The organism is Marinibacterium sp. SX1, assembly GCF_050389775.1.
Classification (GTDB): Bacteria; Pseudomonadota; Alphaproteobacteria; order Rhodobacterales; family Rhodobacteraceae; genus Marinibacterium.
In genome coordinates this window covers 1508477-1533706 of sequence record NZ_CP177144.1, presented here as the reverse complement: position 1 = coordinate 1533706, position 25230 = coordinate 1508477, and the positions used below count along the sequence as shown (strand labels likewise).

The window sequence follows — 25230 nt, the reverse complement described above, 5'->3', positions numbered from 1 at the left end:
CATGACCTTGACGATCCTCTATTCCGCCGATGGCTGGAACACCTGGGAAACGCCCCTGCGCCGGGCGCTTGATGCAACCGGGCTGGCCTATGAGCTGGTGACCGATGCCGCGCCCGAAACGGTGGATTACGTGGTCTATGCGCCCAGCTCGGGCCTGCATGATTTCACGCCCTTCACCCGGGCCAAGGCGGTGCTGAGCCTGTGGGCCGGGGTCGAGAAGATCGTCGGCAACAAGACCCTGACCATGCCGCTGACGCGGATGGTCGACCCGGGCCTGACCGAGGGCATGACCGAATGGGTGACGGGCCACGTGCTGCGCCATCACCTGGGCATGGATGCCCAGATCCACGGGCTGAAGGGCGCCTGGCGCCAGGATTACCCGCCGCTGGCCCGCGACCGGCGGGTGACGGTGCTGGGCCTGGGCGCGCTGGGGGCCGATGCGGCCCGGGCGCTGGCGGCGCTGAATTTCGACGTGGCCGGGTGGAGCCGGTCACCCAAGGAGATCGCGGGCATCACGACCTTTACCGGCGAAGACGGGCTGGAGGCGGCGCTGGCCCGGGCCGAGATCCTGGTGCTGCTCTTGCCGCTGACCGGGGGCACAGAGAACCTGCTGAACGCCCGGCGGTTGGCCTGCCTGCCCCGGGGAGCGATGATCGTGAACCCCGGGCGCGGGCCGCTGATCGACGACGAGGCGCTTCTGGCCGCGCTGGACGAGGGCCGGGTCGGCCATGCGACGCTGGATGTCTTCCGGGTCGAGCCGCTGCCCCGCGACCATCCGTTCTGGCTGCATCCGGGGGTGACGGTGACGCCCCATATCGCCAGTGAAACACGTCCGGCGACGGCGGCAACGGTAATCGCCGAGAACGTCCGGCGGGGCGAGGCCGGCGAGCCGTTCCTGCACCTGGTGGATCGCGGCCAGGGGTACTGACCCCCGGCGTCCCGCCCCGGCAGGCGTGACAGCCCCCCGCCCCTGGACGGTGGAGGCGCGCTTGGCAAGGACGGGGCAGGATATTTAGAAAGAGAAAGAAGCAGCAGGGCGGGACCAGCGACGCACAGGGCGCTGATCCCCGGGCGCTTCAGCCGGCGGGCACCAAACCCCGGCCGGCCAGCAGGGCCCCGACACCGGGCAGGCGGCCGCGGAAGGCTGTGTACAGGTCCTCGGCCTCGACCGAGCCGCCGGTCGACAGGATATGGGTTTCCAGTGCCCGGGCCATGGCCGGGTCGAAGGCATCGCCGGCTTCCTCGAAGGCGGCAAAGGCATCGGCATCCATGACCTCGGACCACATGTAGCTGTAATAGCCGCTGGAATAGCCGTCGCCCGAGAAGACATGGGCGAAATGCGGCGTGGCATGGCGCATGGCGATGGCATGGGGCATGCCGATGTCCTTGAGCACCTCGGCCTGCCGGGCCATCGGATCGGCCGGGGCCGGCCCGTCGTGGAATTCGAGATCGACCAGGGCCGAAGCCACGTATTCGACCGTCTGGAAGCCCATGTCGTAGGTCTCGGCGGCCAGCAGGCGGGCCAGCATGTCGCCGGGCATGGCCGCGCCGGTCTCGGCATGGGTGGCAAAGGTTTCCAGGACCTCCGGCACGGTCAGCCAATGTTCGTAGAGCTGGCTGGGCAGTTCGACGAAATCGCGGGCGACAGAGGTGCCCGAGATGCTTTCATAGGTCACGTCCGACAGCATCTGGTGCAAGGCATGGCCGAATTCGTGAAACAGCGTGCGGGCATCGTCGAAGGACAGCAGGGCCGGGTCGCCCTTGGCGAAATTGCAGACATTGATCACCACCGGGGCCTGGGTCTCGGGGTACTTGGCCTGGCTCCGCATGGCCGAACACCAGGCACCCGAGCGTTTCGAGCCGCGGGCAAAGTAATCGCCGATGAAGACCGCCACGTGCCGGCCTTCGCGGGTGACTTCCCAGGCGCGGCAATCGGGGTGGTAGAGCGCCACGTCCAGCGGGGCGAATTCCAGCCCAAAGAGCCGGTTGGCGCAATCGAAGGCCGCGGCGATCATGTTGTCGAGCTGGAAATAGGGCTTGAGCGCGGTTTCATCCAGATCATGCTCGGCCCGCCGACGTTTCTCGCTGTAGTAATGCCAGTCCCAGGGTTCGAGCGGCCCGTTCAGCCCGTCCTCGGCCATCATCCCGGCCAGGATCGCGGCGTCGCGCTCGGCCGCGGCCCGGGCCGGATCCCAGACCGCCAGCAGCAGGTCGCGCACGGCTTCGGGCGTGCGGGCCATTTCGGTTTCCAGCTTGTAGCGCGCGAAATTCTCATGGCCCAGCAGCGCCGCCCGTTCGGCCCGCAGCGCCAGGATCTCGGCGGCGATGGCCCGGTTGTCGGTCGCCCCGCCATTGGCCCCGCGCGCCGTCCAGGCCCGCCAGGCCCGCTCGCGCAGGTCGCGGCGCGGCGAGAATTGCAGGAAAGGCGTGATCAGCGACCGCGAGGTCGTGACCACCGGCCCGGCCTGTCCCTTCTCGTCGCCGGCCGCCCGGGCGGCGGCCACGACAAAGTCCGGCAGGCCGTCAAGATCGGCTTCCTCCAGGGGCATGAACCAGTCACGCTCATCGGCCAGCAGGTTCTGGGTGAATTGCGTGCCCAGCTCGGCCAGCCGCGATTTCACCGCCGTCAGCCGCTCGGCCTCGGCCCCGTCCAGCGCCGCGCCGGCGCGCAGGAAGGACCGGTGGGTCAGCATCAGCACGCGCTGCTGTTCCGCGCTCAGCCCCATGCCGTCCCGGCCCTGCCAGACCGCGTCGATACGCGCGAACAAGGCCTTGTTCGAGGTGATGGCCGAGAAATGTGCCGAGAGCCGGGGCGAGAACGCCCGTTGCAGGGCCTCGCGGGCCGGGTTGCTGTCGGCCCCGGCCAGGGTGAAGAACACCGACAGCACCTTGTCCAGGTCGCCGCCGGCCCGTTCCAGGGCGCCGATCGTGTTGTCGAAATCGGGGCTGGCCGGATCGGCGGCAATGGCCGCGATCTCGGCCTCGTGGGCGGCCAGGGCCGCATCCAGGGCCGGGGCGAAATCGTCGTCGGAAATCGCGTCGAAGGGCGCCAGGGCAAAGGGCGTGGTCCAGGTGGCAAGGATCGGGTTGGACATGTGGGATCTCCTTTGCACCAGAAGCTATGCACGCCCCGGCCCGAGGTCCAGCGGTCATCACGATCCCGCGCGGCGCCCTTGCGGAACCCGCCCCGTCGCGCGGCGCCTCAGCCCGCCGTGCCGTCGCCGCAGACCGGGCAATCGGCCCGGGGTTTCAGCCCAATGGTCCGGGTCTCGCCGTAAAGCGCATCATAGATCAGCATCTGCCCGCGCAGGGGCGCCCCTGCCCCGGTGATCAGCTTGACCGCCTCGACGGCCATCATCGCCCCGACCACCCCGGGCAGCGGGCCCAGAACGCCGGCCACGGCACAGGACGGGGCCAGCCCGGGCGCCGGGGCCTGGGGAAAGATGCACTGATAGCACGGCCCCCCGACCGCCGGATCAAAGACCGACAGCTGGCCTTCCCATTGCGATAGCGCCCCCGAGATCAGCGGCTTGCCCAGGGCCACGGCCACCCGGTTGGCCAGGTAGCGCGTGTCGAAATTGTCGGTGCCGTCGAGGATGACATCGTAATCGGCAAACAGCGCCTCGGCCATGTCGGGCGCCAGCCGGCGGTGATAGGGCCGGACCTCGACAAAGGGGTTCTGCGCCCGCATCGCCCCTTCGGCGGAAAAGACCTTGGGCATGCCGATGGCCCCATCGGCATGGATGACCTGGCGCTGCAGGTTGGCGTTTTCGACCAGGTCGTCGTCGATCACCCCGATCGTGCCCACCCCGGCGGCGGCCAGGTATTGCAAGGCCGGCGCGCCCAGCCCACCGGCCCCGATGACCAGCACCCGGGCCTGTTTCAGCCGTTTCTGCCCCGGCCCGCCCAGCTCGCGCAGGACGATGTGACGGGCATAGCGGTCCAGCTCGGTCTCGCTGAACCGGCCCGGCGCGGCGGTGGCCGGCGCCTCGCCGCCCGGCGCCCGGGCCTTCAGCCAGGACAGCCCGCTGCGATACACCATGACCAGCGCGGCAAAGCCGCCCACCAGCAGCCACAGCGCCGGCTCGCGGCCGGTCACCTCGCGCAGCGGATGGCCTTCGGGCAGCACGACGTTGATCGCCAGGGCGGCCAGCCAGACCAGGCCCACGGCCTGCCAGCGCCCGCGCGCCGGCACGCCCATCGCCGCCCCCGCCACCCAGAGCGCCGCCCCCACCAGGGCCACCAGCAGCATCAGCCGACCCCGGTGGAGCCAAAGCCCCCGTCACCGCGCGCACTGTCGCTCAGGGCGCCGGCCGTCTCGAACCGGGCACGCACCACGGGGGCCACGACCATCTGCGCAATACGGTCGCCATGGGCGATGACAAAGGGTTCGTCCCCGGCATTCATCACGATCACGCCCAGCGGCCCGCGGTAATCCCAATCGATGGTGCCGGGGCTGTTGGGCAGGGTGATCCCGTGTTTCAACGCCAGCCCCGATCGCGGCCGGATCTGCACCTCAAAACCCTCGGGTATCTCCAGCCGCAGCCCCGTCGGCACCAGCGCCCGCGCCCCCGGCGCCAGCACCAGCTCGCCCCGGTCGGGCAGGTTGGCCCGCAGGTCGGCCCCGGCCGCGCCCTCGGTCGCATAGGCCGGCAGCGCCACGGCCGGATCGGCCTCCGGCTCTCGCATCACCCGGATCGTCACCATCTTCTCACCCCGCATCCTCTTGCTGCCTGGTCCAGGCCCCGCCGCCCGATGCCACCCGGTGGCAAGGGCCCTGTCCCCTGTCTTCTTCTTGGTCCAAATACCCGGCTCGACAGCCCCGCCTTCACCGGCTCAGGAGGTCTGCCCCGCCAGCGCCGCCGCGATCCTGTCCGCCAGCGCCCGGGCCACCTGGTCCTTGCGCATCCGCGGCCAGCTTTCCGCCCCTTCGCCGGTGATCAGCACCACGGCATTCTCGCTGCCGCCCATGATCCCCGTCGCCGGGCTGACATCATTGGCCAGGATCCAGTCACAGCCCTTGCGCGCCCGCTTGGCCGTCGCATGGGCCACCACGTCGTCGGTCTCGGCCGCAAAGCCCACCACCAGCCCCGGCCGCCCGGCGCCCATCCGGGCCACTCCGGCCAGGATGTCGGGGTTCTCGGCCAGCGCCAGCTCGGGCAATCCGCCGGTCGTCTTCTTCAGCTTGCTGTCCGACGCGCTGGCCACCCGCCAGTCGGCCACCGCCGCCGCAAAGATCGCCGCATCCGCCGGCAATGCCGCCTCGACCGCCGCCTGCATCTGCCGCGCGGTCTCGACCCGCACCACCTCGACCCCAGCGGGCGGCGGCACGTCGGCCGGCCCGGTGACAAAGACCACCTCGGCCCCCAGCCCCGACAGCGCCGAGGCAATCGCCGCGCCTTGCGCCCCCGACGAGCGGTTGGCGATATAGCGCACCGGGTCGATCGGCTCGTGGGTCGGCCCCGAGGTCACCAGGATGCGCCGGCCCTTCAGCGGCCCGTCGGCCAGCACCCCGGCAATCGCCTCGACGATCTCCATCGGCTCGGCCATCCGCCCCGGCCCGAATTCGCCACAGGCCATCGGCCCCTCGTTCGGCCCGGCCAGCCGCACGCCATCGCCGGTCAGCGTGGCCAGGTTGCGCCGGGTCGCCGGGTGGTCCCACATCCGCACGTTCATCGCCGGGGCGATCAGCACCGGCGTGTCGGTCGCCAGGAGCAGGGTCGAGGCCAGGTCATCGGCCAGCCCGTTGGCCATCTTGGCCATCAGGTCGGCCGTGGCCGGGGCCACCACCACCAGGTCGGCCGAGCGCGACAATTCGATATGGCCCATCTCTGCCTCGGCCGTCAGGTCGAACAGATCGGTAAAGACCTTCTCGCCGGCTAGGGCCGAAATCGACAGCGGTGTCACGAATTCCTGCGCCGCCCGGGTCAGCACCGGCGTCACCGCCGCCCCCCGTTCGCGCAGCCGGCGGATCAGGTCGTGGCATTTGAACGCCGCGATCCCGCCGCCGATGATCAGAAGAATGCGCTTTCCGGCCAGCATGGTCACCCCGTTCCCCGCCTCCGGGACAGGCCGCCCCGGTCATTGGCCCGAACATAGGCATGCCGGCCGGCAGGGGCCAGAGGCGATGGACCCTCTGCCCCTACTCCGTCGGCCGGGCCGCGAAGGCCGCGCAGGGATCGTCGCGCTCGACTGCAGGGCTGTCTCCGGTGGCGTCGAACCGCCCGTCCAGCCGGCCATCCTCGGCCTGGCCATAGCTGCGGATCGTTGCATCGGGCAGCGCCCGGGCCAGGTAGACCGGCGCGCCCTCGTCCAGCCGGGCATGGCCATTGCCGGTGATCACCACGACCGGCCCGCCGGTTTCGGCCAGCGCCGCCGCCGCCGCCCGGGCCAATGCGGCATCGCGCAGGCGCTGGATCTCGACCATGACGGGCAGCATCTCGCCGGGCAGGGCATCGCAATGGGCGGCCAACTGGACCGCCTCGCGCCGGGCCTGTTCCGCCTCGGCCAGCGGAGCATCCAGCCCGAACCGGGCGGCCTCGTCGCCCCCGAACCAGGCCACGACCCCTTCGCCCATCGCCGCCCGGGCGGCCTCGCGCGGGATGGCCGCGCCATAGACCCGCGCGTCGGGTGCGACGGCAAAGATCGGGGCATACATGGAAAAATCGGGCCATCCGGTCTCGGCCCAGCCAAGCGCCGCGCCAAGCGCGTCGGCATCGCCCATCAGCTCGGGCGTGGCGGCCCGGGCCTGTTCGGGCGTCAGCATCTCGAAGACCAGCGCCGCCGGCGCCGCGGCGGCCGTCAACTCGGCCTGGCGGACATGGTGATGTGGATTGTCGTGGATCTCGCCGATGAACAGGACATCGGCCCCCGCCACCCCTGCCGGCAACTCCCCCGGCACGGTACTGGCGAAAGCCGGCGACGCGCAAAGGGCGATGGCAAGGGCTATGTGTTTCATAGAAGGAAGTGTTGCACTTCCCCCGATTGGCCCTCAAGCGATTTCCGCATCTTGCGGAAAGCCGCCGATTCCAGCTGACGCACCCGTTCCTTGGACAGGCCCAGTTCGGTGCCCAGGCTTTCCAGTGTGCGGGGATCCTCGCGCATCTTGCGTTCGCGCACGATAAAGCGTTCGCGGTCGTTCAGCCCGCCTAGCGCCTCGTCGAGCCAGCCGCGCAGCTGGGCCATGTCGTGGCGTTCCTCGACCGTCTCGGCGGCCTGCCGGCCGTCATCTTCCAGCGCGTCGATCCATTCGCGCCCGTCCTCGTCGGTCGATTGCGGTGCGTTCAGTGAGTAATCGGACCCGGCCAGCCGGCCGCCCATCATCTCGACATCATGCAGGGGCACGCCGATCTCGGTGGCGATCAGCTGGTGCAGCTGGTCACGGTCCAGGTGTTCCCCGGACGAGGCCGCCTCGCGTTCCAGCCGGGCCTGCACCCGGCGCATATTGAAGAACAGCGATTTCTGCGACGAGGTCGAACCCGTGCGCACCATCGACCAGTTGCGCATCACGTAATCCTGCACCGAGGCCCGGATCCACCAGACCGCGTAGGTCGAAAACCGCACGCCCCGGTCGGGGTCGAACTTGTCGGCGGCCTTCATCAGGCCCAGCCCGGCCTCCTGGATCAGGTCGTTCATCGGCGCGCCATAGCGCTTGAACTTGGCCGCCATCGAAATCGCCAGCCGCATATAGGCCGTGATCAGCCGGTGCAGGGCCTGTTCGTCCCGTCGGTCGCGCCAGGCATAAGCCAATTCCAGCTCTGTCTCCGCGTCCAGCAGTTCCGCTTGCATTGCCTGGCGGGACAACGTCATGTCCCGGGGTGTGTCCAGCGCCATGTCGACCCCCTGTTCGTTCTTGTCATGACCGGCCGTTTTTGCCGGGCTTCAGAAGGGTTACGTTTGAGACCGCCAAAAGGATCACGGCAGGAGGTCAGAAAGTTTGAAACAATCGATCACATTCGTGTTAGGCGGCGCAGCGTCCGGGAAATCGGCCTATGCCGAAACCCGGGTCACGGCCCATCCGGGCCCATGGATCTACATCGCCACGGCACAGGCCCATGACGCTGAAATGGCTCGAAAAATCGAGATTCATCAGGGCCGCCGCGGGGCCGGATGGCAGACCGTCGAAGCGCCGCTCGACCTGGGTTCCGCCCTCGGGGGGGTGACCGGGGGCATCGTTCTGGTCGATTGCGTGACGCTCTGGCTGTCGAACCATCTGCTGGCCGAAGCGGACCTGGACGCCCGGTCGGCCGAACTGATGGAGGCGCTGGCCACCTGCAGGGCACCGGTTGTCGTGGTCAGTAACGAGGTTGGGCAGGGCGTGGTTCCCGCCCATGCGATGGGCCGGCGGTTCCGCGAGACCCAGGGCCGGCTGAACGTGGCGCTGGCGGCCCGGGCGGACCTGGTCGTGCAGGTCGTGGCCGGGTTGCCCAACGTTCTGAAGGGCACGCCGTGATGACGGGCAACCGGTTGTTTCTCGTGCGCCACGGGCCGACCCATGCCAAGGGCATGGTCGGCTGGTCCGACCTGCCGGCCGACCTGGGCGACCGGGCCGCGCTCGACCGGCTGTCGGCCCATCTGCCGGGCGAGGCGCTGGTGGTGTCGTCGGACCTGGTGCGCTGCACCGGCACGGCCGATGCGATCCAGCGGGGCCGCCCCCGCCTGCCCCATGACCGCAACCTGCGGGAAATCCATTTCGGCGACTGGGAGCTGCGCCGGTTCGACGAGATCGAGGCCGAGGATCCTGAGCGGATCACCGCCTTCTGGAGCGAACCGGGGCTGGTGCGCCCGCCCAACGGCGAAAGCTGGCACGAGATGCGCGCAAGGGCCGACGCGGCCGTCGACCGGCTGGCCCGAGCGCATCCCGGGGCCGACCTGGTCATCGTGGCGCATTTCGGCATGATCCTGGGCCAGCTGGAACGCGCGCTGCAGGTGCCCACGACCGAGATCTTCGGCCAGCGCATCGACAACCTGTCGGTCACCGAGCTGACACGGCTGGACCGTGGCGAAGCGGACGAACCGGGCTGGCAGGTCGGGCGGGTCAATTACCTGCCGTGACGGCGGCAGGGGCCGCGATGTTGGCGGCCCCGCTGTTTTCCCCGGCGCGCCTGCCCGCCGAACCACGCCGCGTAGCCCGTCCCACCCCCTTCGGCCGTCCAGCCCCCGAACCGCTCTCTCATCCTCGCACTCATCCTCGCAACGCTTTCACGCTCCCCTCTCCGCGCACTGCATATCTCGCGCGCCCCTGCCCTCGTACCGCTGCCCCGACGCCTCTTCGCGCATTCTGTCCCTGTGCCGTTCCCAAATCGTCACACCGCTTCGCGCACCGCCCATCTCGCGCGCCCAGCACCTGCATCACTCCCCTGTCGTCACGACCCTTCGCCCACCCTGTCTCGGTGCCGCCCCCCCCTTTTCCTCACACCGCTTCGCGCACCGCCTATCCCGCGCGCCCAGCACCGCTCCCCGCGCCTCGTCGCGCACTCTGTCCTCATCCCGCTCCCCAATCCTCACACCACTTCGCCTTCCCTCTCCCCGAACCGTTTCCCGCATACCCCAGCCCGGGCATCCTTTTTCGCCCCACCCGCCCCAGATCGGCGGCTCCGGCCCTTGACAAGACCGGCCCCGACCGACCAAACCGCGCAAACAGCCCGAAAAGGAGACCCTGATGTCCGACGACCGCCTCATCGTCGCTCTTGACGTGCCCAACGCCCTGGCCGGGCTGAACATGGCCCAGGAGCTGGGCGATGCCGTGTCCTTCTACAAGATCGGGCTCGGCATGCTGACCACCGGCGGGCTGGGCCTGGCCAACGAGCTGAAACAAGAACACGGCAAGCGCATCTTCCTGGACATGAAGCTGTTCGACATTTCCAACACCGTGGAAAATGCCGTGCGCGGGTTCACCCAGTTCGACATCGATTTCCTCACCGTCCATGGCGACCCGCACGTGGTCCAGGCCGCCAAGCAGGGCGCTGCCGGTTCGGGCATGAAGATCCTGGCCGTCACCGTGCTGACCTCGCTGGACCGGGGCGACCTGGATGCCGGCATGATGCAGCCCGGCGACCTGGCCGAGATTGCCGTCGAACGCGCCGCCCGGGCCTTTGACGCCGGGGCCGACGGGGTGATTTCCTCGCCCCACGAAGCCGCCGCCATCCGCGCCCTGCCCAATGCGGCCGGCCGGCTGATCGTCACCCCGGGCGTGCGCCCGGCCGGCGGGGCCGCGGGCGACCAGAAGCGCATCGCCACCCCGGCCAGCGCCGTGGCCGCCGGGGCTGACCACATCGTGGTCGGTCGCCCGATCTATGCCGCCGACAAGCCCGTCGAGGCCGCGCGCGGCATCCTGGGTGAGCTGAAATCCGCCTGAAACGGACCGTCACAGCCTGATTTGTGATCGCACGGGCACACAATGTCCGATCCCGGCCGGGGTCGGGCATTCCCGACTTTGCGTCTTGCGACAATTCCTACATTGTTAACGGCAAGACACTCCCCAAACGGACCTTACCTCTTCCTGTGGTTCGTTACCTCCCCCCGCCCATCGTGCGGGGGGCCTTTACGAGAAGGGGGTGTTTTTTCCGAATTTCACGAAAGACCGACCGGCCGGGCATCGGCAGGCCGCGCCGTGGCATGGCCCTGTCGCGCGCCGGTCAGACTGGCCACATGACGGACAGTTTTCCCGCCTCCGGGCGCCCCGATCAGGAGGCCAGCCGCTCGGCCGCGCGGGGATGATCGAGATAGGCCCGCAACTGGTCGGCGAAATGCGGGATGTTGAGCGGATGCGCCAGGTAATCGGCCGGGTCCATCAGCCGCCAGCCCTGGCCCTCGTCACCGAAACGGATGGCCTGGCGCGCACCGGCCGGCAGATGGGCCACGAAGAACCAGACCGTGCCACGCGGGCGGCGATAGCTGCGCGCCCAGACCAGGTCGTCCTGGCAAAGGTCCAGCCCGACCTCTTCGCGGGTTTCGCGCAGGGCGCATTGCTCGGGCGTTTCGTCCCCCTCGCGCCCGCCTCCGGGCAGGTCCCACCGGCCGGGCCAGGGGATGTCGGGGATATCGTCGCGCTGGATGACCAGCAGCTGCGACCCCAGGAAGACCGCCGTCTTGGCGCCGGAGAACTCCATCACTCGTGACCTTTCACGTCGCATTCCTGCCATCGCATCCGTCAGGCGTTGCACTTTCCGCGACAGCTTCTCAGATGTATGCAACAGTTTCTTCCATCCAAGCCCGGAGACCAGGGTTCATGCAAGGGTCCGTGCCAGCCTTCTGCCGCGCCTGCCTTGCCCGCACCGCGGGCCAGGCCCGCTGTCCGTCCTGCGGCAGCCCGCGCGTGCTGGCCCATCCCGAGCTTTTCACCCTGTCGATCGCACATATGGATTGCGACGCATTCTATGCCTCGGTCGAAAAGCGCGACAACCCGGAACTGGCCGACAAGCCGGTGATCATCGGCGGCGGCCGGCGGGGGGTGGTGTCGACGGCCTGCTACATCGCCCGCATCCGCGGCGTGCGCTCGGCCATGCCGATGTTCCAGGCGCTCAAGCTCTGCCCCGAGGCGGTGGTGATCAAGCCGCGCATGTCGGTCTATGTCGAGGTGTCCAAACAGATCCGCGCCATGATGGAAGAGCTGACCCCGGCGATCCAGCCGCTGTCGCTGGACGAGGCCTTCCTGGACCTGACCGGCACCGAAAAGCTGCACGGCGCGCCGCCGGCCATCGTGCTGGCCCGGCTGGTGCGGCGGATGCATAACGAGCTGGGCGTGACCGGGTCGATCGGCCTGTCGCACAACAAGTTCCTGGCCAAGGTGGCCTCGGACCTGGACAAGCCCCGGGGGTTTTCGGTGATCGGCAAGGCCGAGACGATGGATTTCCTGGCCCCGCGGCCCGTCGGGCTGATCTGGGGCGTGGGCCAGGCCTCGGGCGCGGCGCTGGAAAAGGCCGGCATCCGCACCTTTGCCGACCTGCGGCGCTGGGACCGGACCGACCTGGTCGCGCGATTCGGGTCGATGGGCGAACGGCTGTATCACCTGGCCCGGGGCGAGGACCGCCGGCGGGTGACGGCCCATGAGCCGATCAAGTCGATCAGCCACGAAACGACCTTTTTCGAGGACACTGCCGACCGCGACATCCTGGATGGCCATATCTGGCGGCTGGCCGAAAAGGTCTCGGCCCGGGCCAAGGCCCGCGGGCTGGCCGGGCGGGTCGTGGTGCTGAAGCTGAAGAAGGCCGATCACCGCATCCTGACCCGCCGGGTGGCCCTGCGCGACGCGACCCAGCTGTGCGACACGCTCTATCGCACGGCCCGGGGCCTTTTGGACCAGGTGCGCGACGACGGGCCCTATCGGCTGATCGGCTGCGGCCTGTCCGAGCTGTGCCCCGAGGGCGAGGCGGATCTGTCGGGCGACCTGCTGGACCCGCAAGCCGGGCGGCGGGCCGGGGCCGAACGGGCCGCCGACCGCATCCGCGCGCGGTTCGGCACCGATGCCATCGTCAAGGGCCGGTCGCTGCGCTAGGCCGCGTCATGTTGCGGGTTGCGGCCGGTGCTTGCCCGCGCTCGCGCCTGCATCGGCGCGGGCAGCCGGTGCCCGACCCTATTCGGCAGCCAGCGGAATCGCGTCGCCTCCGGCGCCGATTGCCGCGACATCGGCGATCACCCGGCGCAGCAGCGCCTTGAAGGTGGCATAACGCGCGTTCGGGCGGATGCGCTTTTCATCCATGTAGAGCGCGCGGTCGATCTCGATCTGAATGGCATGTTGGTTGCGCGAGGGCCGGCCATAGGCCTGGGTGACATAGGCCCCGGCAAAGGGCGCGTTGCGCGCGACCATGAACCCCGCCCGGGCAAAGGCCGATTCGATCCGGTCGACCACGTCGCTGCTGGCCGCCGCGCCGAATCGGTCACCCAGCACGATCTCCGGCCGGCGCTGGCCCTTGCGGGCGATGCCATCCATCGCCTCGTGGGGCATCGAATGGCAATCGACCAGGATCGCCTCGCCGAACATCTGGTGCGCCTCGGCCAACAGCCCCTGCAGGGCCAGGTGGTAGGGCCGCCAGTAGCGATCGATTCGCATCCGGGCCTCGTCCATCGTGATCTTGCCGCGATAGATCGCCCGGCCATTGGCCACAACCCGGGGAATCACGCCCAGCCCCGAGGCCACGCGCGGGTTGTGCCCCTGCTTGCGCGCGCCCATCACCAGCGCCGGATCCAGCTCGTCGGCCGACCGGTTCAGGTCGACATAGGCCCGCGGCACCCGGGCGGTCAGCAGCGGCGCGCCGAATTCCGCAGCCGGCGCAAAGAGCTGATCCACAAAGGCATCTTCGGATGTGCGTATGGTATGTTCGTCCAGAACCGACCGGTTCACGAAATGGCGGGGGTAGTAGCGGGCCGAATGCGGCGAGGCAAAGACCACGCTGGACAGCCGTTCGGGCGGCATCAGCACTTCGAATGCGGGGTTGGACATCGGCGCTCCTTATCCGGAACATCATAGACCGGAAACTTCTCTTGCCAAAAGGGTCTTGCGCCTGCTCACGACTCCTTTTATACGCCCTCCACCGGCGCGGTCATCCGCGCCCCGTTTGTTTGATGGGGCAGGAAAACACGCTGGTAATCATGGGCGGTTAGCTCAGCGGTAGAGCACTTCGTTGACATCGAAGGGGTCACAAGTTCGATCCTTGTACCGCCCACCATGATTTCATCGCCCCGGTCCGGCACCGCCAGACCGGGGCACCCGCAACCCTGGCGCCCTTAGCTGGCCGCGCCGAACGAAGGAGAGAGGCCATGAAGGTCAAGAACTCGCTCCGCTCGCTCAAGAACCGGCACCGCGACTGCCGGATCGTGCGGCGCAAGGGGCGCGTCTACGTCATCAACAAGACGCAGCGCAAGTTCAAAGCCCGCCAGGGCTGAGTTCACCGGAACTCGACAGCGATCAGGCCGCGCCCTTCGGGCGCGGTTTTTCTTTGTGCGGATGGCCCCTGCCCCATGTACGGGCGGCGCGTCGCCCGACCCGCGGCAAAGCGCCCCTTTCCCCGCCCGCCTGCTGATTCCTTGCCGAATCCGGCCCGGCCCCGCTAAAGTCCGCGCACGTGATTTCATGAAAAAGGCCGGCGCCTGCCGGCCGCCGTCTTTGCTACCTGTGGGGGGGTCGAATGCCGGTTGCCTGCGTTCTGATGGCCGACATTTCCGGCAGCACCAAGCTTTACGACCTCTCCGGCAATGCCAATGCGCTGGAAAAGATCAGCCAGATGCTGGAGCGCATGCGCGAGATGGTCGAAGCCCAGGGCGGCACCTGCGTGAAATCCCAGGGCGACGACGTGCTGAGCTATTTCGACCAGCCCGAACAGGCCTTTGCCGCCGCCTGGGACATGATCAACGAGGCCTGGTCGGACGGGCTGTCGATTCACGCCGGCATGTACATGGGCGCGTTTCTCAACCACGAGAACGACATCTACGGCGACGTGGTCAACACCGCCGCCCGGCTGGCCTCGCTGGCCAAGTCGGGCGAGGTGCTGCTGGGCGACAGCACCTTCGACATGCTCGAACCGGAGACCCGCATGCGGCTGCTGCCCATCGGCCAGCTGCAACTCAAGGGCAAGGCCGATCCGACCCGGGTCTATTCGGGCTCGGTCCAGGATTTCAACCAGCAGACCGTGGTGTCGATTCGCCCGGCCAGCGACGACCGCCCCCGGGCCCAGGGCGCCGAGTTCTCCTTTGGCGGGCGGTCGTGGCACATTGCCGAGGGCGAAACGCTAAGCATCGGCCGGTCGTCCGAGAACGACATCGTCATCGCCGAGGCCTGGGTGTCGCGCAAACATGCCCAGATCGCCATCCGCCATCACCAGCTGGAATATTCCGACCATTCCTCGTCGGGCAGCGTGGTGCAATTGTCCGACGGCAAGCAGATCACGGTGCATCGGCGGGCGACCCTTCTGTCGGGCAGCGGCATCATCTTTGCCGGAACGCGCGCCGGTCCGGACAGCCCCTGTGCCATAGCCTTCATCACTCACAACCTTTCCGTGCGATGAGTCTTGCATTTCGCGCAGCAGGGGCACATCCTTGCTGAAATGGAAGATATTGCCGAAATCAGGAAGCATGACCGCCTGACCGAACGCCTGGCCCGCTGTTTCCGGGATCTGCGTCACCAGGCCGGATGGTCGCTGGATGATCTGACCGACCGCTGCGGCGTGTCCCGGGCGACGCTGTCGCGGCTGGAACATGGCGATGTCAGCCCGACGGCCCATGCACTGGCCCGCATCGCCCGGGCCTATGACATGCCCGCCGCCCGGCTGATGCGCCTGGCCGAGGCCGACGCGCCCCAGGTGCTGACCCGCGATGCCCAGGACCTGTCCACCGACGCCACGACCGGGGCCGAAGAGCGCCAGGTCTCGCCGGCGGCCGAAGGCTATGGCACGGCCGTGACCGAAGGCCACCTGCCCCGCACCGTGTCGCGCGAGGTTCCCGCGGCCGGCGGTCGCGAGGCGCACCTGGTGGTGACCGAAGGCCGGCTGACGGCGGTCTTCGACGAGGCGACATTCGACATGCGCAAGGGCGACAGCCTGCGGCTGTTCCTCGACCATGCGCTGGTGCTGACCGGCGTCGGCAAATCGGGCGGGCGCTACCTGATGTTCACTGCCTGACGTCTGATGTCCACGGCCTGACAGCAGCCAGACCTGGCACTGGGCCAACATGGCACTGGCCCGACCTGCCACTGGCCCAACCTGCCACTGGCCCAACCTGCCACTAGCCCGACCTGCCATTAGCCAGACCTGCCATTAGCCAGACCTGACACTGGCTCGACCTGACGCTGGCCCGACCTGCCGCCCCGGACGGAGCAGCGGTTTCCCCCCGTCAAGCGGCGCGCACGGTCAGGCTCAATTGGGCCATACCATGACCAGCCGCCGCATCACTGCGGCGGGCTGCCCCATCTCTGCAACCGACCCGCCGACAGTGCCCACATTCGCCGCCTGGCTCCAGCCACCCCGACCAACGCCCCCACAGCCGCCCGCCCGGACCGAAAACCTTCCCGATTGCCGCCGCCTCGCCCCGACGCCGCCGCCAATGCCCTGACCCGGCCGCCATCTCCTCGGCTCGCCAACCGTCCCCGGCGCGCGCCCTTGCTCCCCACTCTACCCGGATGCCGTCCCCTTCGCTCACCGCCCGCCCCGGACACCTCTACCCGACCCGCACGCCGCCATTGATCTCCCCGAGCGCCATCCCATCGCCCAACCTACGACCAAGGCACAGGTCCACCCCTTTCCCCTTGGCCCCGCCCGGGCTTTGCGCCACCCTGCGCCGGCTCCAACCAGGTGACGACATGACCGACCCCCATTTGCCCGCTGCCACCCCATTCCCCCCTGCCTGCCACACATCCCCGGAGACCGCCTGATGCGCCTGCCCCTGACCATCATCTCGGGCTATCTCGGCGCCGGAAAGACCACCCTGATCAACCGCCTTCTGGCCGAGGACCACGGGCTGAAACTGATGATCCTGGTCAACGATTTCGGCGCGATCAACATTGACGACGCCCTGATCTCGGCCCGGGGCGACGACACCATCGCCCTGACCAACGGCTGTGTCTGCTGCACGATGGACACCGATCTCTTCAAGGCCCTGAACCAGGTTCTCGACAGCCCGGACCGCCCCGACCATCTCATCATCGAGGCCTCGGGCATTGCCGATCCGGTGGCCATTGCCCAGGCCCTGCGCGGTGAACCCGAGCTTGGCTATGCCGGCATCGTCACCCCGGTCGATGGCCAGAACATCGACGCCCTGCTCGACGATCCGCTGGTCGCCCCCCAGGTCACCCAGCAGATCACCGGCGCCGACCTGATCCTGCTCACCAAGACCACGGAGCTGGACACCGGCCTTGCGGCCCGGCTTCAATCCATCGGCGCCCGCCCCCCGATGCTGGCCGGCGCGGCCCCGCTGTCGGACCTGCTTTTCGACCTGGTGCCCCTGCCCCGCGGCGCAACCCCCGCCGCCCATCCGGCCTATGCCGCCTGGCAACACGACAGCGACCGCGTCCTCGACCGCCGCGCGCTCGGCGAGAAACTGGAAAACCGCCCGGCCGGGCTCTACCGGCTCAAGGGCTTCGTCCTGACCGGCGACGGCGCCTACGAGATCCACTGCGTCGGCCGCTTCCTCGAAGCCAGGCGCACCAGCGCCGATCGCACCACCCTTGTCGGCCTCGGCCCCGCCGACCGCATCTCGCCCGACGAGATCGAAGCCTGGTGGGCCGCCTGAAACAAGGCGTGCCCACCGGCCCCGGGGCGCCCCTTCCTGCTTCTTTCTCTTCTTAAATATCCGGCACGCCGCCTCCGCCCGCGCATCGTTTCAGAAGAAGGCCACGTCGCCATCGTCCCGGCACCTGCGCGAACGATGGGTGAGGAGGATACTTGAGAAGAGAAAGAAGCAGCAGGGCGGCGCCTGGCCGGAACTGGCGCGCGCCAGATCAGCGGCCCGCCTGCCTGCCGACCTGGCGGCAGATCAGGATGACCGGCAACAGCCCCACGGCCAGGATGACCAGCGACGGCACGGCCGCCCCTTCCAGCCGCTCGTCCGAGGCCAGCCGAAAGGCCTGCACCGCGAGGGTGTCGAAATTGAACGGCCGCAGGATCAGCGTGGCCGGCAGTTCCTTCATCACGTCGACAAAGACGATCAGCAGGGCCGTCAGCAGGCTGGGCGTCAGGATCGGCAGGTGCACCCGGCGCAGCGTGCCCCAGGGCGTCTGGCCCAGAGACCGGGCCGCGGCATCCATGTTGGCATGGATCGTGCTCTGCCCGCCTTCATAGGCCCCCAGCGCCGCGGCCAGGAACCGCACCATGAACGCCGCGACCATCAGCCAGATCGACCCGGTGATCAGCAGCCCCGTCGACACGTCGAACCGCGCCCGCATGACCGCATCCAGCGCATTGTCGAAGGCCGCGAAGGGCACCATCAGCCCCACGGCAATCACCCCACCCGGCACGGCATAGCCCAGCCGCGCCACATAGGCCGTGCCCGCGGCCCGCCGCCCCGGGCGCAGGCGCTGGTAGAAACTGATGCAGATCGCCGCGGCCAGCGTCACCACCGCCGAGACCGAGGCCAGGATCAGCGAATTGCGGATGAACCCCGTGTAGCGCCGGCTGAGCAGGTCCTGTTCCGACCCGATCCCCATGGCCAGCAGGATGACCACCGGCAGGGCAAAGCCCAGCACGACCGGCAGCGCACAGGCCAGCGTTGCCGCGATGGCCCGCCCGCCCGACAGCTGGCGCGGCGGCAGGCCGACATGGCGCTTGCCCGCCCCGTGATAGCGCGCCGCCCCCCGGGTCTGGCGTTCGAGCACGGCCAGCACCAGGGCAAAGCTGAGCAGGCACAGCGCCAGCTGCGCGGCCCCGGCCCGATCGGCCAGCGAGAACCAGCTGGTGTAGATCCCGGTGGCAAAGGTCGGCACGCCGAAATGCGCCACCGTGCCGTAATCGGCGATGGTTTCCATCACCGCCAGCAGCACCCCTCCCGCAATCGCCGGCCGGGCCATGGGCAGGGACACCGACCAGAAGGCCCCGAACTGGGTCCGGCCCAGGGTGCGGGCGGCGACAAAGGCCGCGGCCGATTGCTGCAGAAAGGCCGCCCGGGCCAGCAGGTAGACATAGGGATACAGCACCAGGACCAGCATCAGCGCCGCGCCGCCCTCGGACCGGATCTCGGGGAACCAATAGTCGCGCGGGCCCCAGCCGGTGACCTGGCGCAGCGTGGCCTGCACGATGCCCGGGTGATCCAGCACGAAGGTATAGGCATAGGCCAGCACATAGGCCGGGAAGGCCAGCGGCAGCACCAGCGCGATTTCCAGCCAGCGCGCGCCGGGGAACCGGGCCGAGGTCACCAGCCAGGCCGTGCCCACCCCGATGACCAGCGTGCCCGCCGCCACCAGCGCGGCCAGTTTCAGCGTCGTCAGCGCATAGCCCGGCAGCACGGTATCCAGCAGGTGGGCCACCGTATCGGTACCCCCGGTCAGCGCGGCCAGGGCCACGGCCACCATGGGCAGCAGGCAGACCAGCGCCACGACCTGGGCCAGCCCGCCCACCACGCGGCCATCACGGCGGCGCGGGGCGCTATCGGGGGGAACGGACACGGCGGGCCTGTCTTCGGATGTCGTCATGGCCGCAGGTTATCGAACCGATCGGCCCGGCTTTCCAGAGGCTTTTTGCCCCGCCCGCCCGATCTCGCCCCGGGCTCAGTCGTAGCTGCGCTGATCCTCGATCACCAAACCGTCCTTGGGCAGCGATCCCGGCGCCACGATCTCGACCGCGCCCTTCAGCTTGAGCACCTCGGCCACCGACAGCGCATAGGCATCGGCATCACCGCCCGCCGCCTCGATCCGCACGGTCATCGTGTCCATCTCGCCGGCCCGGCTGGCCACCACCCGGGCCTTGACGATCTCGGCATGGCGCTCGACCAGCGCGGCCACCTGTTCGGGGCGCACGAACATGCCCTTGATCTTGGTCGTCTGGTCGGCCCGGCCCATCCACCCCCGGATGCGCATGTTGGTCCGCCCGCAGGGGCTTGGCCCGTCCATCACCGCGCTCAGGTCGCCGGTGGCAAAACGGATCAGCGGGTAATCGGGGTTCAGCGTCGTGACCACGACTTCGCCGACCTCGCCCGGAGCCACCGGGCTGCCCGTGCCGGGGGTCACGATTTCGACGATCACGCCTTCGTCGACGATCATCCCGTCCATCGCCGCGCTTTCATAGGCGATGTTGCCCAGGTCGGCCGTGGCATAGCTTTGCAGGCAGGCAATGCCCCGGTCCGCGTATTCCCGCCGCAGCGACGGGAACAGCGCGCCGCCGCCCACCACCGCCCGCGACAGTTTCAGCGCCACGCCCATGGCATCGGCCTTGTCCAGGATGACCTTCAGGTAATCGGGCGTGCCGGCATAGGCCGTCGTGCCGATGTCGCGCGCCGCCGTGACCTGCAGTTCAGTCTGGCCGGTGCCCGCCGGCAGCACCGCCGCGCCCACCGCCCGCGCCCCGCTTTCAAAGATCATGCCCGCGGGCGTCAGGTGATAGCCAAAGCAGTTCTGCACGATGTCGCCCCGGCCGATGCCCGCCGCATGCAGGAACCGGCCCATCCGCCACCAATCATGTTCGATCCCCCCGGGTTCGTAGATCGGCCCGGGCGACTGGAACACATGGGCAAAGCCGCTGGCCGGACGGGCGGCAAAGCCCCCCAGCGGCGCATCCGCCCCCTGGGCCCGACCCAGGTCGGCCTTGCGCAGCACCGGCAGCCGGGCCAGGGCCGCACTATCCGTCACCGTTGCGGCGTCGATCCCGGCCAGCGATCCGGCATAGCCCGGCAGCGCCTGGGCCCGGGCCACCTGTTCGGGCAGCAGCCGGGCCATGTCGGCGGCCCGCGCATCGGCGCTGCGGGTCTCCAGCGCATCGTAATGGGTCATGGGCAGGGTCTCCTTTCCAGCAGCGCAGGCAGGCGCAAATCGCGAGGCGGGCCGGCAACGGCCCGAAGAGCCGGCCTGCCCTCCGCAAGGGCAATCACAAGAACACCGGCAGCCGCCGGGCCGCTCAGCTCAGCCATCTTTTCCGCCGCCGATAGGACCGCACGTCGCGGAACGATTTCCGCCCCTCTTCCGACATGCCCAGGTAGAATTCCTTGACGTCCGGGTTCTCGCGCAGATCGGCCGCCAGCCCGTCCATCACCACGCGCCCCGATTCCAGGATGTACCCGTAATGGGCATAGCGCAGGGCCACGTTGGTGTTCTGCTCGGCCAGCAGGAAGGTCACGCCCTCGTTCTCGTTCACCGATTTCACGATCTCGAAGATCTGTTCCACCAGCTGCGGCGCCAGCCCCATCGACGGCTCGTCCAGCAGGATCGTCTCGGGCTTCGACATCAGCGCCCGCCCGATCGCCACCATCTGCTGCTCACCGCCCGAGGTATAGCCCGCCTGGCTCCGGCGCCGTTCCTTCAGCCGCGGGAAATAGGAATAGACCAGTTCCAGGTCAGCCTGGATATCGGCCTTGGACACGCCCCGCGTATAGGCCCCGGTCAGCAGGTTCTCCTCGACCGTCAGGTGTTCGAAGCAATGGCGCCCCTCCATCACCTGGATCACGCCCCGGCGCACCAGAGCCGAGGGCTCGCTGTCATGGACGTTTTCGCCGCGATAGGTGATCCGCCCCTTGGTCACCTCGCCACGTTCCGATTTCAACAGGTTCGACACCGCCTTCAGCGTTGTCGTCTTGCCCGCCCCGTTGCCCCCCAGCAGGGCCGTGATGCCCCCCTTGGGCACCTTCAGGCTGACACCTTTCAGCACCAGGATCACGTGGTCGTAGATCACCTCGATATTGCTGAGTTCCAGCAGGGTCTCGGCCTGCACCTCGGGCGGGGTCGATGCGTCCAGCATGGCGCTCTCCTGGGCTTGGGAACGCCCCGGCCGCACCGCGCGGCCGGGGCCCTTGTCATGTCACTCGCAGCGCGGAGCGATGTTGTTTTCGGCCGCGTAAGCCATGGAATCCTCTTCGATCAGCGGATCGACGATCTCGAAATCGGGTTCCATGTAATCGGTCAGCAAGGTCCACTTGCCCTCGCCCGCGCTCCATTGCTGCACCGCCGCCAGCCGCGGCGAGGAATGGCCCTCGCAGCTCAGGGCGATCGCCGGGGCAAAGCCGCCCAGGCCAAGCGCCTCGAACTCGGCCTCGGTCACTTCCAGCGTTTCCATCGCATCGCGGAACTGGCCCGGCGTGATCTGGGAAGTGCCGGCCATCTCCTGGGCATGGCGGATCGCCTCGGTCACCACGGCCGCCGTGTAGACGCCCTTGTTATAGCCGACCTCACCCCACTTGGTGCCGTCGCCCGCGCCCTTGCCGGCATCGATGACCTGGGCCTTGATCTCCTGCAGGGCCGGGAATTCCGTGCCCGCGCCATGGAAGGTCAGCGACTTGTAGCCATCGGCCCCCTCGCCCACGGGCACCACGTCGGCCTCGGAACCCGACCACCAGACACCGATGAACTTGTCCATCGGATAGCGGATGTTGGCCGCTTCCTGGATCGCCACCTGGTTCATCACGCCCCAGCCCCACATCAGCACGTAATCGGGCCGTTCGCGGCGGATCTGCAGCCATTGCGCCTTCTGCTCCTGGCCCGGGTGATCGACCGGCAGCAGGACCAGCTCGAACCCGTGTTTCTCGGACAGCTTCTCCAGCGTGCGGATCGGCTCCTTGCCATAGGCCGAATTGTGATAGACCAGCGCGATCTTCTTGCCGTCCAGGCTGCCGCCCTCTTCCTCCATGGCATATTTCACCGCCACCGAGGCGCCGTCCCAATAGGTCACCGGCAGGTTGAACACCCATTCGAACACCTTGCCGTTGACCGCGCTGGTCCGGCCATAGGCCACCGACCAGATCGGGATTTCATCGGCCGATGCTTTCGGGATCAGCTGGTAGGTGATGCCCGTCGATTGCGGGATATAGACCAGCGCGCCTTCGCCCTTGGTCTGCTCGTAACATTCGACGCCCTTCTCGGTGTTATAGGCCGTCTCGCATTCCAGCACGTTGATGATCTCGCCCCCGACGCCCCCGTCGCGTTCGTTGACCAGGGTCATGTAGTCGGAAAACCCGTCGGCATAGGGAATGCCCGACGGCGCATAGGGGCCGGTGCGGTAGTTCAGCGCCGGGATGGTCAGGTCGGCCAGGGCCGGGACGGCCGCGGCCAGCAGGGCCCCCAGTGCAAGCGGTGCAAGGTTCAGTCTCATCAAAGATATTTCCTCCCGTGATGTGATCGCATTGCCGGGCAGGTTGCTCCCGCCTCTCCTTCGGCCCGCCCGTCAGTGCGGGAAGGGCCACAATCTCAGTTTCTCCCGCGTGACGTTCCACAGCTGGGCGATGCCGTGCGGCTCCAGGATCAGGAAGACCACGATCAGCGAGCCCACGATGATCAGCTGCAGATGCGCCACGATGTCGGTCGGAAAGCCCAGCAGGTTGACCCCGACCAGCTTCAGCACCACCGGCAGCAGCACCAGGAAGGCCGCCCCGGCAAACGAGCCGAACATCGACCCCAGCCCGCCGATGATGATCATGAAGAGCACCAGGAACGATTTCTGGATGCCAAAGACCTCGCCCACCTCGACCGCGCCCAGGTAGACCGCAAAGAACAGCGCCCCGGCGATGCCCACGAAAAAGGACGACACGGCAAAGGCCGTCAGCTTGGCCCGCAGCGGGTTCACCCCGATGATCTCGGCGGCGATATCCATGTCGCGGATCGCCATCCACGACCGGCCCAGCGTGCCCCGCGTCAGGTTCTTGGCGATCAGCCCGGTGGCCAGGCAGAAGATCAGGCAGAACAGGTAGGTCGCCCAGGCCTCGGTGTTCGGCCCGGTCACGGCAATGCCAAAGACCGTCCGTTCCGGGGCCGAGATCTGGCCCGAGGCGGAATGGTTGTAGAACCACGGCACCCGGTTGAAGAGCCAGACCAGGAAGAACTGCGCCGCCAGCGTCGCCACGGCCAGGTAGAACCCCTTGATCCGCAGGGACGGCAGGCCGAACAGCACGCCGACCAGCGCGGTCACCCCCCCGGCCAGGATGACATGGATGAACATGCTCACCTCGGGAAAGGCCGTCATCAGCTTGTAGCAGGCATAGGCTCCCACGGCCATGAACCCGCCGGTGCCCAGGCTGACCTGCCCGCAATAGCCCGTCAGGATGTTCAGTCCGATCGCCGCGATGGCATAGATCAGGAAGGGCAGCAGGATCGCGTTGGCCAGGTAATCCCCCACGATGAAGGGCACGACCAGGAAGGCCACGGCCAGCACGACGTAATACCGATAGCGGTCGAACCGGATCGGAAAGGTCTGGCCGTCATCGACATAGGACGTCTTGAAATCGCCCGCTTCACGGTAAAACATCTCTCACCCCTCCCAGTGTTGCTGCGCCCGGGCCCGGGCCTCGGGCCCCAGCATCGCGCTGCCCCGTGCCAGCCCCGTCGCCTCGGCATGGCGCACCAGCCGCATCCAGGCCCATGTCCCGCTGACCAGCCCCCCGGCCGCCAGCAGGACGGCCACGACGATCTGCCCCTGGCTCAGCCCCTCGGCGGTCACCGCCAGGTAGCCGAAGGCCCAGAACCCCGCCCAGGCAATCACGTTGACGATGGCCACCAGCTTGCTCATGCGCGCAGGTCCCCTGCTTCTTCTTGGATCCAAATACCCGACACTGGCCCCTCCACGCTCACACCCTCTCGATGATGCGCTCGCCGAACAGCCCCTGCGGCCGGAACACCAGGAAGACCAGCGCAAGCACATAGGCGAACCAGTTCTGCGTGGCCCCGCCGAAATAGGGCGCGCCGATGGCAAATTCGAACAGCTGCTCGCCCACCCCGATGATCAGCCCGCCGACAATCGCCCCCGGGATCGAGGTGAACCCACCCAGCATCAGCACCGGCAGCGCCTTCAGCGCGATCAGCGACAGCGAGAACTGCACACCCGATTTCGTCCCCCACATGATGCCCGCCACCAGGGCCACGAACCCCGCCAGCGACCAGACCAGCACCCAGATGAAATTCAGCGAAATCCCCACCGACAGCGCCGCCTGGTGGTCGTCGGCCACGGCCCGCATCGCCCGGCCTTCCTTGGTGTATTGCGAAAAGGCCATCAGGCTGATCACCAGCAGGGCCGCGATGACCGTCGCCACGATGTCCAGGTTGTCGATGAAGAACCCGTAGCCGAAGATGTTGAACGTCGCTTCGTCGATCCAGATGTTGATGCCCTGCGGCAGGCCGACATCGAGGTTCTTGATCTCGGATCCCCACATCAGGTCCGACAGGCCTTCGAGGAAATAGGCCAGCCCGATCGTTGCCATGAACAGGATGATCGGCGCCTGGTTGACCAGGTGGCGCATGACAAATTGCTGCACGCACCAGGCCAGGCCGACCATGACCCCCGTCGTCAGCACGATCGCCAGCACCGCCGGGACATGCCAGCCGAAATGGTGGATGTCGGTGCCGAAGATCGCGTTGATCAGGTGCGAAAACGGCACCTGGCCCTCCATGATCCCCACCAGCGTCATCGCCGCGAAAAGCGCCATCACCCCTTGCGCAAAGTTGAAGATGCCGCTGGCCTTGAAGATCAGCACGAACCCAAGGGCCACAAGGGCATAAAGCACCCCGGCCATCAGCCCGTTCAGCGTGACCTCCATGGCGAATATCAGCTGTTCCGGCATCTAGTCCCCTCCGCTGCCTGTCGGGACGACGCTCGGCCATGCGGCCATCGCCCCGCC

General features: G+C 68.2%; 24 protein-coding genes and 1 tRNA gene. 10 read left to right on the top strand and 15 right to left on the bottom strand.

Going from position 1 to position 25230, the window contains the following annotated elements:
- Position 1 precedes the first annotated feature (1 nt).
- Positions 2–928 carry a 2-hydroxyacid dehydrogenase gene (locus ACK3BB_RS06845; RefSeq protein WP_428927972.1) on the top strand — a complete coding sequence of 309 codons (927 nt, stop codon included), beginning with the start codon at positions 2–4 and terminating at the stop codon, positions 926–928.
- A gap of 148 nt (positions 929–1076) precedes the next feature.
- On the opposite strand, the gene ACK3BB_RS06840 is transcribed toward ACK3BB_RS06845, so the two are convergent.
- The 6 genes from ACK3BB_RS06840 to ACK3BB_RS06815 form a co-directional block, all read right to left on the bottom strand.
- Positions 1077–3095 carry a M3 family metallopeptidase gene (locus ACK3BB_RS06840; protein WP_428927971.1) on the bottom strand — a complete coding sequence of 673 codons (2019 nt, stop codon included), beginning with the start codon at positions 3093–3095 and terminating at the stop codon, positions 1077–1079.
- 107 nt (positions 3096–3202) lie between these two features.
- On the bottom strand, positions 3203–4252 hold the full coding sequence (locus ACK3BB_RS06835; protein WP_428927970.1) for a HesA/MoeB/ThiF family protein: 1050 nt from the start codon (positions 4250–4252) through the stop codon (positions 3203–3205).
- Positions 4252–4707, bottom strand: a complete 456-nt coding sequence (dut, locus tag ACK3BB_RS06830) for a dUTP diphosphatase (protein WP_428928694.1) — start codon at positions 4705–4707, stop codon at positions 4252–4254. The genes ACK3BB_RS06835 and dut overlap by 1 nt, the downstream gene beginning before the upstream one ends.
- Before the next feature lie 129 nt (positions 4708–4836).
- A complete protein-coding gene (gene coaBC / locus ACK3BB_RS06825) occupies positions 4837–6042 on the bottom strand; it encodes a bifunctional phosphopantothenoylcysteine decarboxylase/phosphopantothenate--cysteine ligase CoaBC (protein ID WP_428927969.1) in 1206 nt (401 codons plus the stop codon).
- 100 nt (positions 6043–6142) lie between these two features.
- Positions 6143–6877: a ChaN family lipoprotein gene (locus ACK3BB_RS06820; protein WP_428927968.1), complete on the bottom strand. Its 735-nt coding sequence runs from the start codon at positions 6875–6877 to the stop codon at positions 6143–6145.
- Between the two features lie 77 nt (positions 6878–6954).
- Positions 6955–7833: an RNA polymerase factor sigma-32 gene (locus ACK3BB_RS06815; RefSeq protein WP_428927967.1), complete on the bottom strand. Its 879-nt coding sequence runs from the start codon at positions 7831–7833 to the stop codon at positions 6955–6957.
- 103 nt (positions 7834–7936) lie between these two features.
- Here ACK3BB_RS06815 and cobU point away from each other — a divergent pair, with 103 nt between their 5' ends.
- The 3 genes from cobU (at position 7937) to pyrF (ending at position 10357) form a co-directional block, all read left to right on the top strand.
- Positions 7937–8452 carry a bifunctional adenosylcobinamide kinase/adenosylcobinamide-phosphate guanylyltransferase gene (gene cobU, locus ACK3BB_RS06810; protein WP_428927966.1) on the top strand — a complete coding sequence of 172 codons (516 nt, stop codon included), beginning with the start codon at positions 7937–7939 and terminating at the stop codon, positions 8450–8452.
- Complete coding sequence (locus ACK3BB_RS06805) at positions 8452–9054, top strand: histidine phosphatase family protein (protein WP_428927965.1); 603 nt, start codon at positions 8452–8454, stop codon at positions 9052–9054. The genes cobU and ACK3BB_RS06805 overlap by 1 nt, the downstream gene beginning before the upstream one ends.
- Before the next feature lie 607 nt (positions 9055–9661).
- Positions 9662–10357 (top strand): orotidine-5'-phosphate decarboxylase, encoded by a 696-nt coding sequence (pyrF, locus tag ACK3BB_RS06800; protein WP_428927964.1) that lies wholly within the window; start codon positions 9662–9664, stop codon positions 10355–10357.
- 328 nt (positions 10358–10685) lie between these two features.
- Here the strand turns inward: pyrF and ACK3BB_RS06795 are convergent, their stop codons facing one another.
- A complete protein-coding gene (locus ACK3BB_RS06795) occupies positions 10686–11111 on the bottom strand; it encodes an NUDIX hydrolase (RefSeq protein WP_428927963.1) in 426 nt (141 codons plus the stop codon).
- A 131-nt stretch (positions 11112–11242) separates the two neighbouring features.
- Between ACK3BB_RS06795 and ACK3BB_RS06790 the strand changes: the two genes are divergently transcribed.
- Positions 11243–12496: a DNA polymerase IV gene (locus tag ACK3BB_RS06790; RefSeq protein ID WP_428928693.1), complete on the top strand. Its 1254-nt coding sequence runs from the start codon at positions 11243–11245 to the stop codon at positions 12494–12496.
- A gap of 78 nt (positions 12497–12574) precedes the next feature.
- Here ACK3BB_RS06790 and ACK3BB_RS06785 read toward each other — a convergent pair whose 3' ends face one another.
- Positions 12575–13441 (bottom strand): N-formylglutamate amidohydrolase, encoded by an 867-nt coding sequence (locus ACK3BB_RS06785; protein ID WP_428927962.1) that lies wholly within the window; start codon positions 13439–13441, stop codon positions 12575–12577.
- Between the two features lie 151 nt (positions 13442–13592).
- Between ACK3BB_RS06785 and ACK3BB_RS06780 the strand changes: the two genes are divergently transcribed.
- From ACK3BB_RS06780 to ACK3BB_RS06760, 5 genes are all read left to right on the top strand, one after another.
- Positions 13593–13667, top strand: a tRNA-Val gene (locus ACK3BB_RS06780).
- A 91-nt stretch (positions 13668–13758) separates the two neighbouring features.
- Positions 13759–13884 carry a type B 50S ribosomal protein L36 gene (ykgO, locus tag ACK3BB_RS06775; protein ID WP_008755722.1) on the top strand — a complete coding sequence of 42 codons (126 nt, stop codon included), beginning with the start codon at positions 13759–13761 and terminating at the stop codon, positions 13882–13884.
- Positions 13885–14126: 242 nt separating this feature from the next.
- Entirely contained in the window at positions 14127–15002 is an 876-nt protein-coding gene (locus tag ACK3BB_RS06770; RefSeq protein ID WP_428927961.1) for an adenylate/guanylate cyclase domain-containing protein, read from the top strand.
- A 39-nt stretch (positions 15003–15041) separates the two neighbouring features.
- Complete coding sequence (locus ACK3BB_RS06765; RefSeq protein ID WP_428927960.1) at positions 15042–15614, top strand: helix-turn-helix domain-containing protein; 573 nt, start codon at positions 15042–15044, stop codon at positions 15612–15614.
- Between the two features lie 745 nt (positions 15615–16359).
- Entirely contained in the window at positions 16360–17220 is an 861-nt protein-coding gene (locus ACK3BB_RS06760) for a CobW family GTP-binding protein (protein ID WP_428928692.1), read from the top strand.
- Positions 17221–17428: 208 nt separating this feature from the next.
- Here the strand turns inward: ACK3BB_RS06760 and ACK3BB_RS06755 are convergent, their stop codons facing one another.
- The 7 genes from ACK3BB_RS06755 to ACK3BB_RS06725 form a co-directional block, all read right to left on the bottom strand.
- The gene (locus tag ACK3BB_RS06755; RefSeq protein WP_428927959.1) at positions 17429–19114 is read right to left on the bottom strand and encodes an ABC transporter permease; all 1686 of its coding nucleotides are present in this window, start codon (positions 19112–19114) and stop codon (positions 17429–17431) included.
- A gap of 75 nt (positions 19115–19189) precedes the next feature.
- A complete protein-coding gene (locus ACK3BB_RS06750) occupies positions 19190–20407 on the bottom strand; it encodes a phenylacetate--CoA ligase family protein (RefSeq protein ID WP_428927958.1) in 1218 nt (405 codons plus the stop codon).
- Between the two features lie 124 nt (positions 20408–20531).
- Positions 20532–21368, bottom strand: a complete 837-nt coding sequence (locus ACK3BB_RS06745) for an ABC transporter ATP-binding protein (RefSeq protein WP_428927957.1) — start codon at positions 21366–21368, stop codon at positions 20532–20534.
- A 60-nt stretch (positions 21369–21428) separates the two neighbouring features.
- Positions 21429–22715 (bottom strand): ABC transporter substrate-binding protein, encoded by a 1287-nt coding sequence (locus ACK3BB_RS06740; RefSeq protein ID WP_428927956.1) that lies wholly within the window; start codon positions 22713–22715, stop codon positions 21429–21431.
- Between the two features lie 72 nt (positions 22716–22787).
- Positions 22788–23864, bottom strand: a complete 1077-nt coding sequence (locus ACK3BB_RS06735) for a branched-chain amino acid ABC transporter permease (protein WP_428927955.1) — start codon at positions 23862–23864, stop codon at positions 22788–22790.
- Positions 23865–23867: 3 nt separating this feature from the next.
- Positions 23868–24125: a hypothetical protein gene (locus tag ACK3BB_RS06730; protein ID WP_428927954.1), complete on the bottom strand. Its 258-nt coding sequence runs from the start codon at positions 24123–24125 to the stop codon at positions 23868–23870.
- A 58-nt stretch (positions 24126–24183) separates the two neighbouring features.
- Positions 24184–25173 carry a branched-chain amino acid ABC transporter permease gene (locus ACK3BB_RS06725; RefSeq protein WP_428927953.1) on the bottom strand — a complete coding sequence of 330 codons (990 nt, stop codon included), beginning with the start codon at positions 25171–25173 and terminating at the stop codon, positions 24184–24186.
- Positions 25174–25230 lie beyond the last annotated feature (57 nt).

Bases quoted from the DNA above. Each gene is read 5' to 3' on its own strand.
- ykgO (WP_008755722.1), top strand. From the start codon at position 13,759: ATGAAGGTCAAGAACTCGCTCCGCTCGCTCAAGAACCGGCACCGCGAC.
- ACK3BB_RS06770 (WP_428927961.1), top strand. From the start codon at position 14,127: ATGCCGGTTGCCTGCGTTCTGATGGCCGACATTTCCGGCAGCACCAAG.
- ACK3BB_RS06845 (WP_428927972.1), top strand. From the start codon at position 2: ATGACCTTGACGATCCTCTATTCCGCCGATGGCTGGAACACCTGGGAA.
- ACK3BB_RS06740 (WP_428927956.1), bottom strand. From the start codon at position 22,715: ATGAGACTGAACCTTGCACCGCTTGCACTGGGGGCCCTGCTGGCCGCG.
- ACK3BB_RS06815 (WP_428927967.1), bottom strand. From the start codon at position 7,833: ATGGCGCTGGACACACCCCGGGACATGACGTTGTCCCGCCAGGCAATG.
- ACK3BB_RS06755 (WP_428927959.1), bottom strand. From the start codon at position 19,114: ATGACGACATCCGAAGACAGGCCCGCCGTGTCCGTTCCCCCCGATAGC.
- ACK3BB_RS06730 (WP_428927954.1), bottom strand. From the start codon at position 24,125: ATGAGCAAGCTGGTGGCCATCGTCAACGTGATTGCCTGGGCGGGGTTC.
- pyrF (WP_428927964.1), top strand. From the start codon at position 9,662: ATGTCCGACGACCGCCTCATCGTCGCTCTTGACGTGCCCAACGCCCTG.
- ACK3BB_RS06805 (WP_428927965.1), top strand. From the start codon at position 8,452: ATGACGGGCAACCGGTTGTTTCTCGTGCGCCACGGGCCGACCCATGCC.
- ACK3BB_RS06840 (WP_428927971.1), bottom strand. From the start codon at position 3,095: ATGTCCAACCCGATCCTTGCCACCTGGACCACGCCCTTTGCCCTGGCG.
- ACK3BB_RS06765 (WP_428927960.1), top strand. From the start codon at position 15,042: ATGGAAGATATTGCCGAAATCAGGAAGCATGACCGCCTGACCGAACGC.
- ACK3BB_RS06735 (WP_428927955.1), bottom strand. From the start codon at position 23,864: ATGTTTTACCGTGAAGCGGGCGATTTCAAGACGTCCTATGTCGATGAC.
- ACK3BB_RS06725 (WP_428927953.1), bottom strand. From the start codon at position 25,173: ATGCCGGAACAGCTGATATTCGCCATGGAGGTCACGCTGAACGGGCTG.
- ACK3BB_RS06835 (WP_428927970.1), bottom strand. From the start codon at position 4,252: ATGCTGCTGGTGGCCCTGGTGGGGGCGGCGCTCTGGGTGGCGGGGGCG.
- ACK3BB_RS06750 (WP_428927958.1), bottom strand. From the start codon at position 20,407: ATGACCCATTACGATGCGCTGGAGACCCGCAGCGCCGATGCGCGGGCC.
- coaBC (WP_428927969.1), bottom strand. From the start codon at position 6,042: ATGCTGGCCGGAAAGCGCATTCTTCTGATCATCGGCGGCGGGATCGCG.
- dut (WP_428928694.1), bottom strand. From the start codon at position 4,707: ATGGTGACGATCCGGGTGATGCGAGAGCCGGAGGCCGATCCGGCCGTG.
- ACK3BB_RS06795 (WP_428927963.1), bottom strand. From the start codon at position 11,111: ATGGAGTTCTCCGGCGCCAAGACGGCGGTCTTCCTGGGGTCGCAGCTG.
- ACK3BB_RS06785 (WP_428927962.1), bottom strand. From the start codon at position 13,441: ATGTCCAACCCCGCATTCGAAGTGCTGATGCCGCCCGAACGGCTGTCC.
- ACK3BB_RS06745 (WP_428927957.1), bottom strand. From the start codon at position 21,368: ATGCTGGACGCATCGACCCCGCCCGAGGTGCAGGCCGAGACCCTGCTG.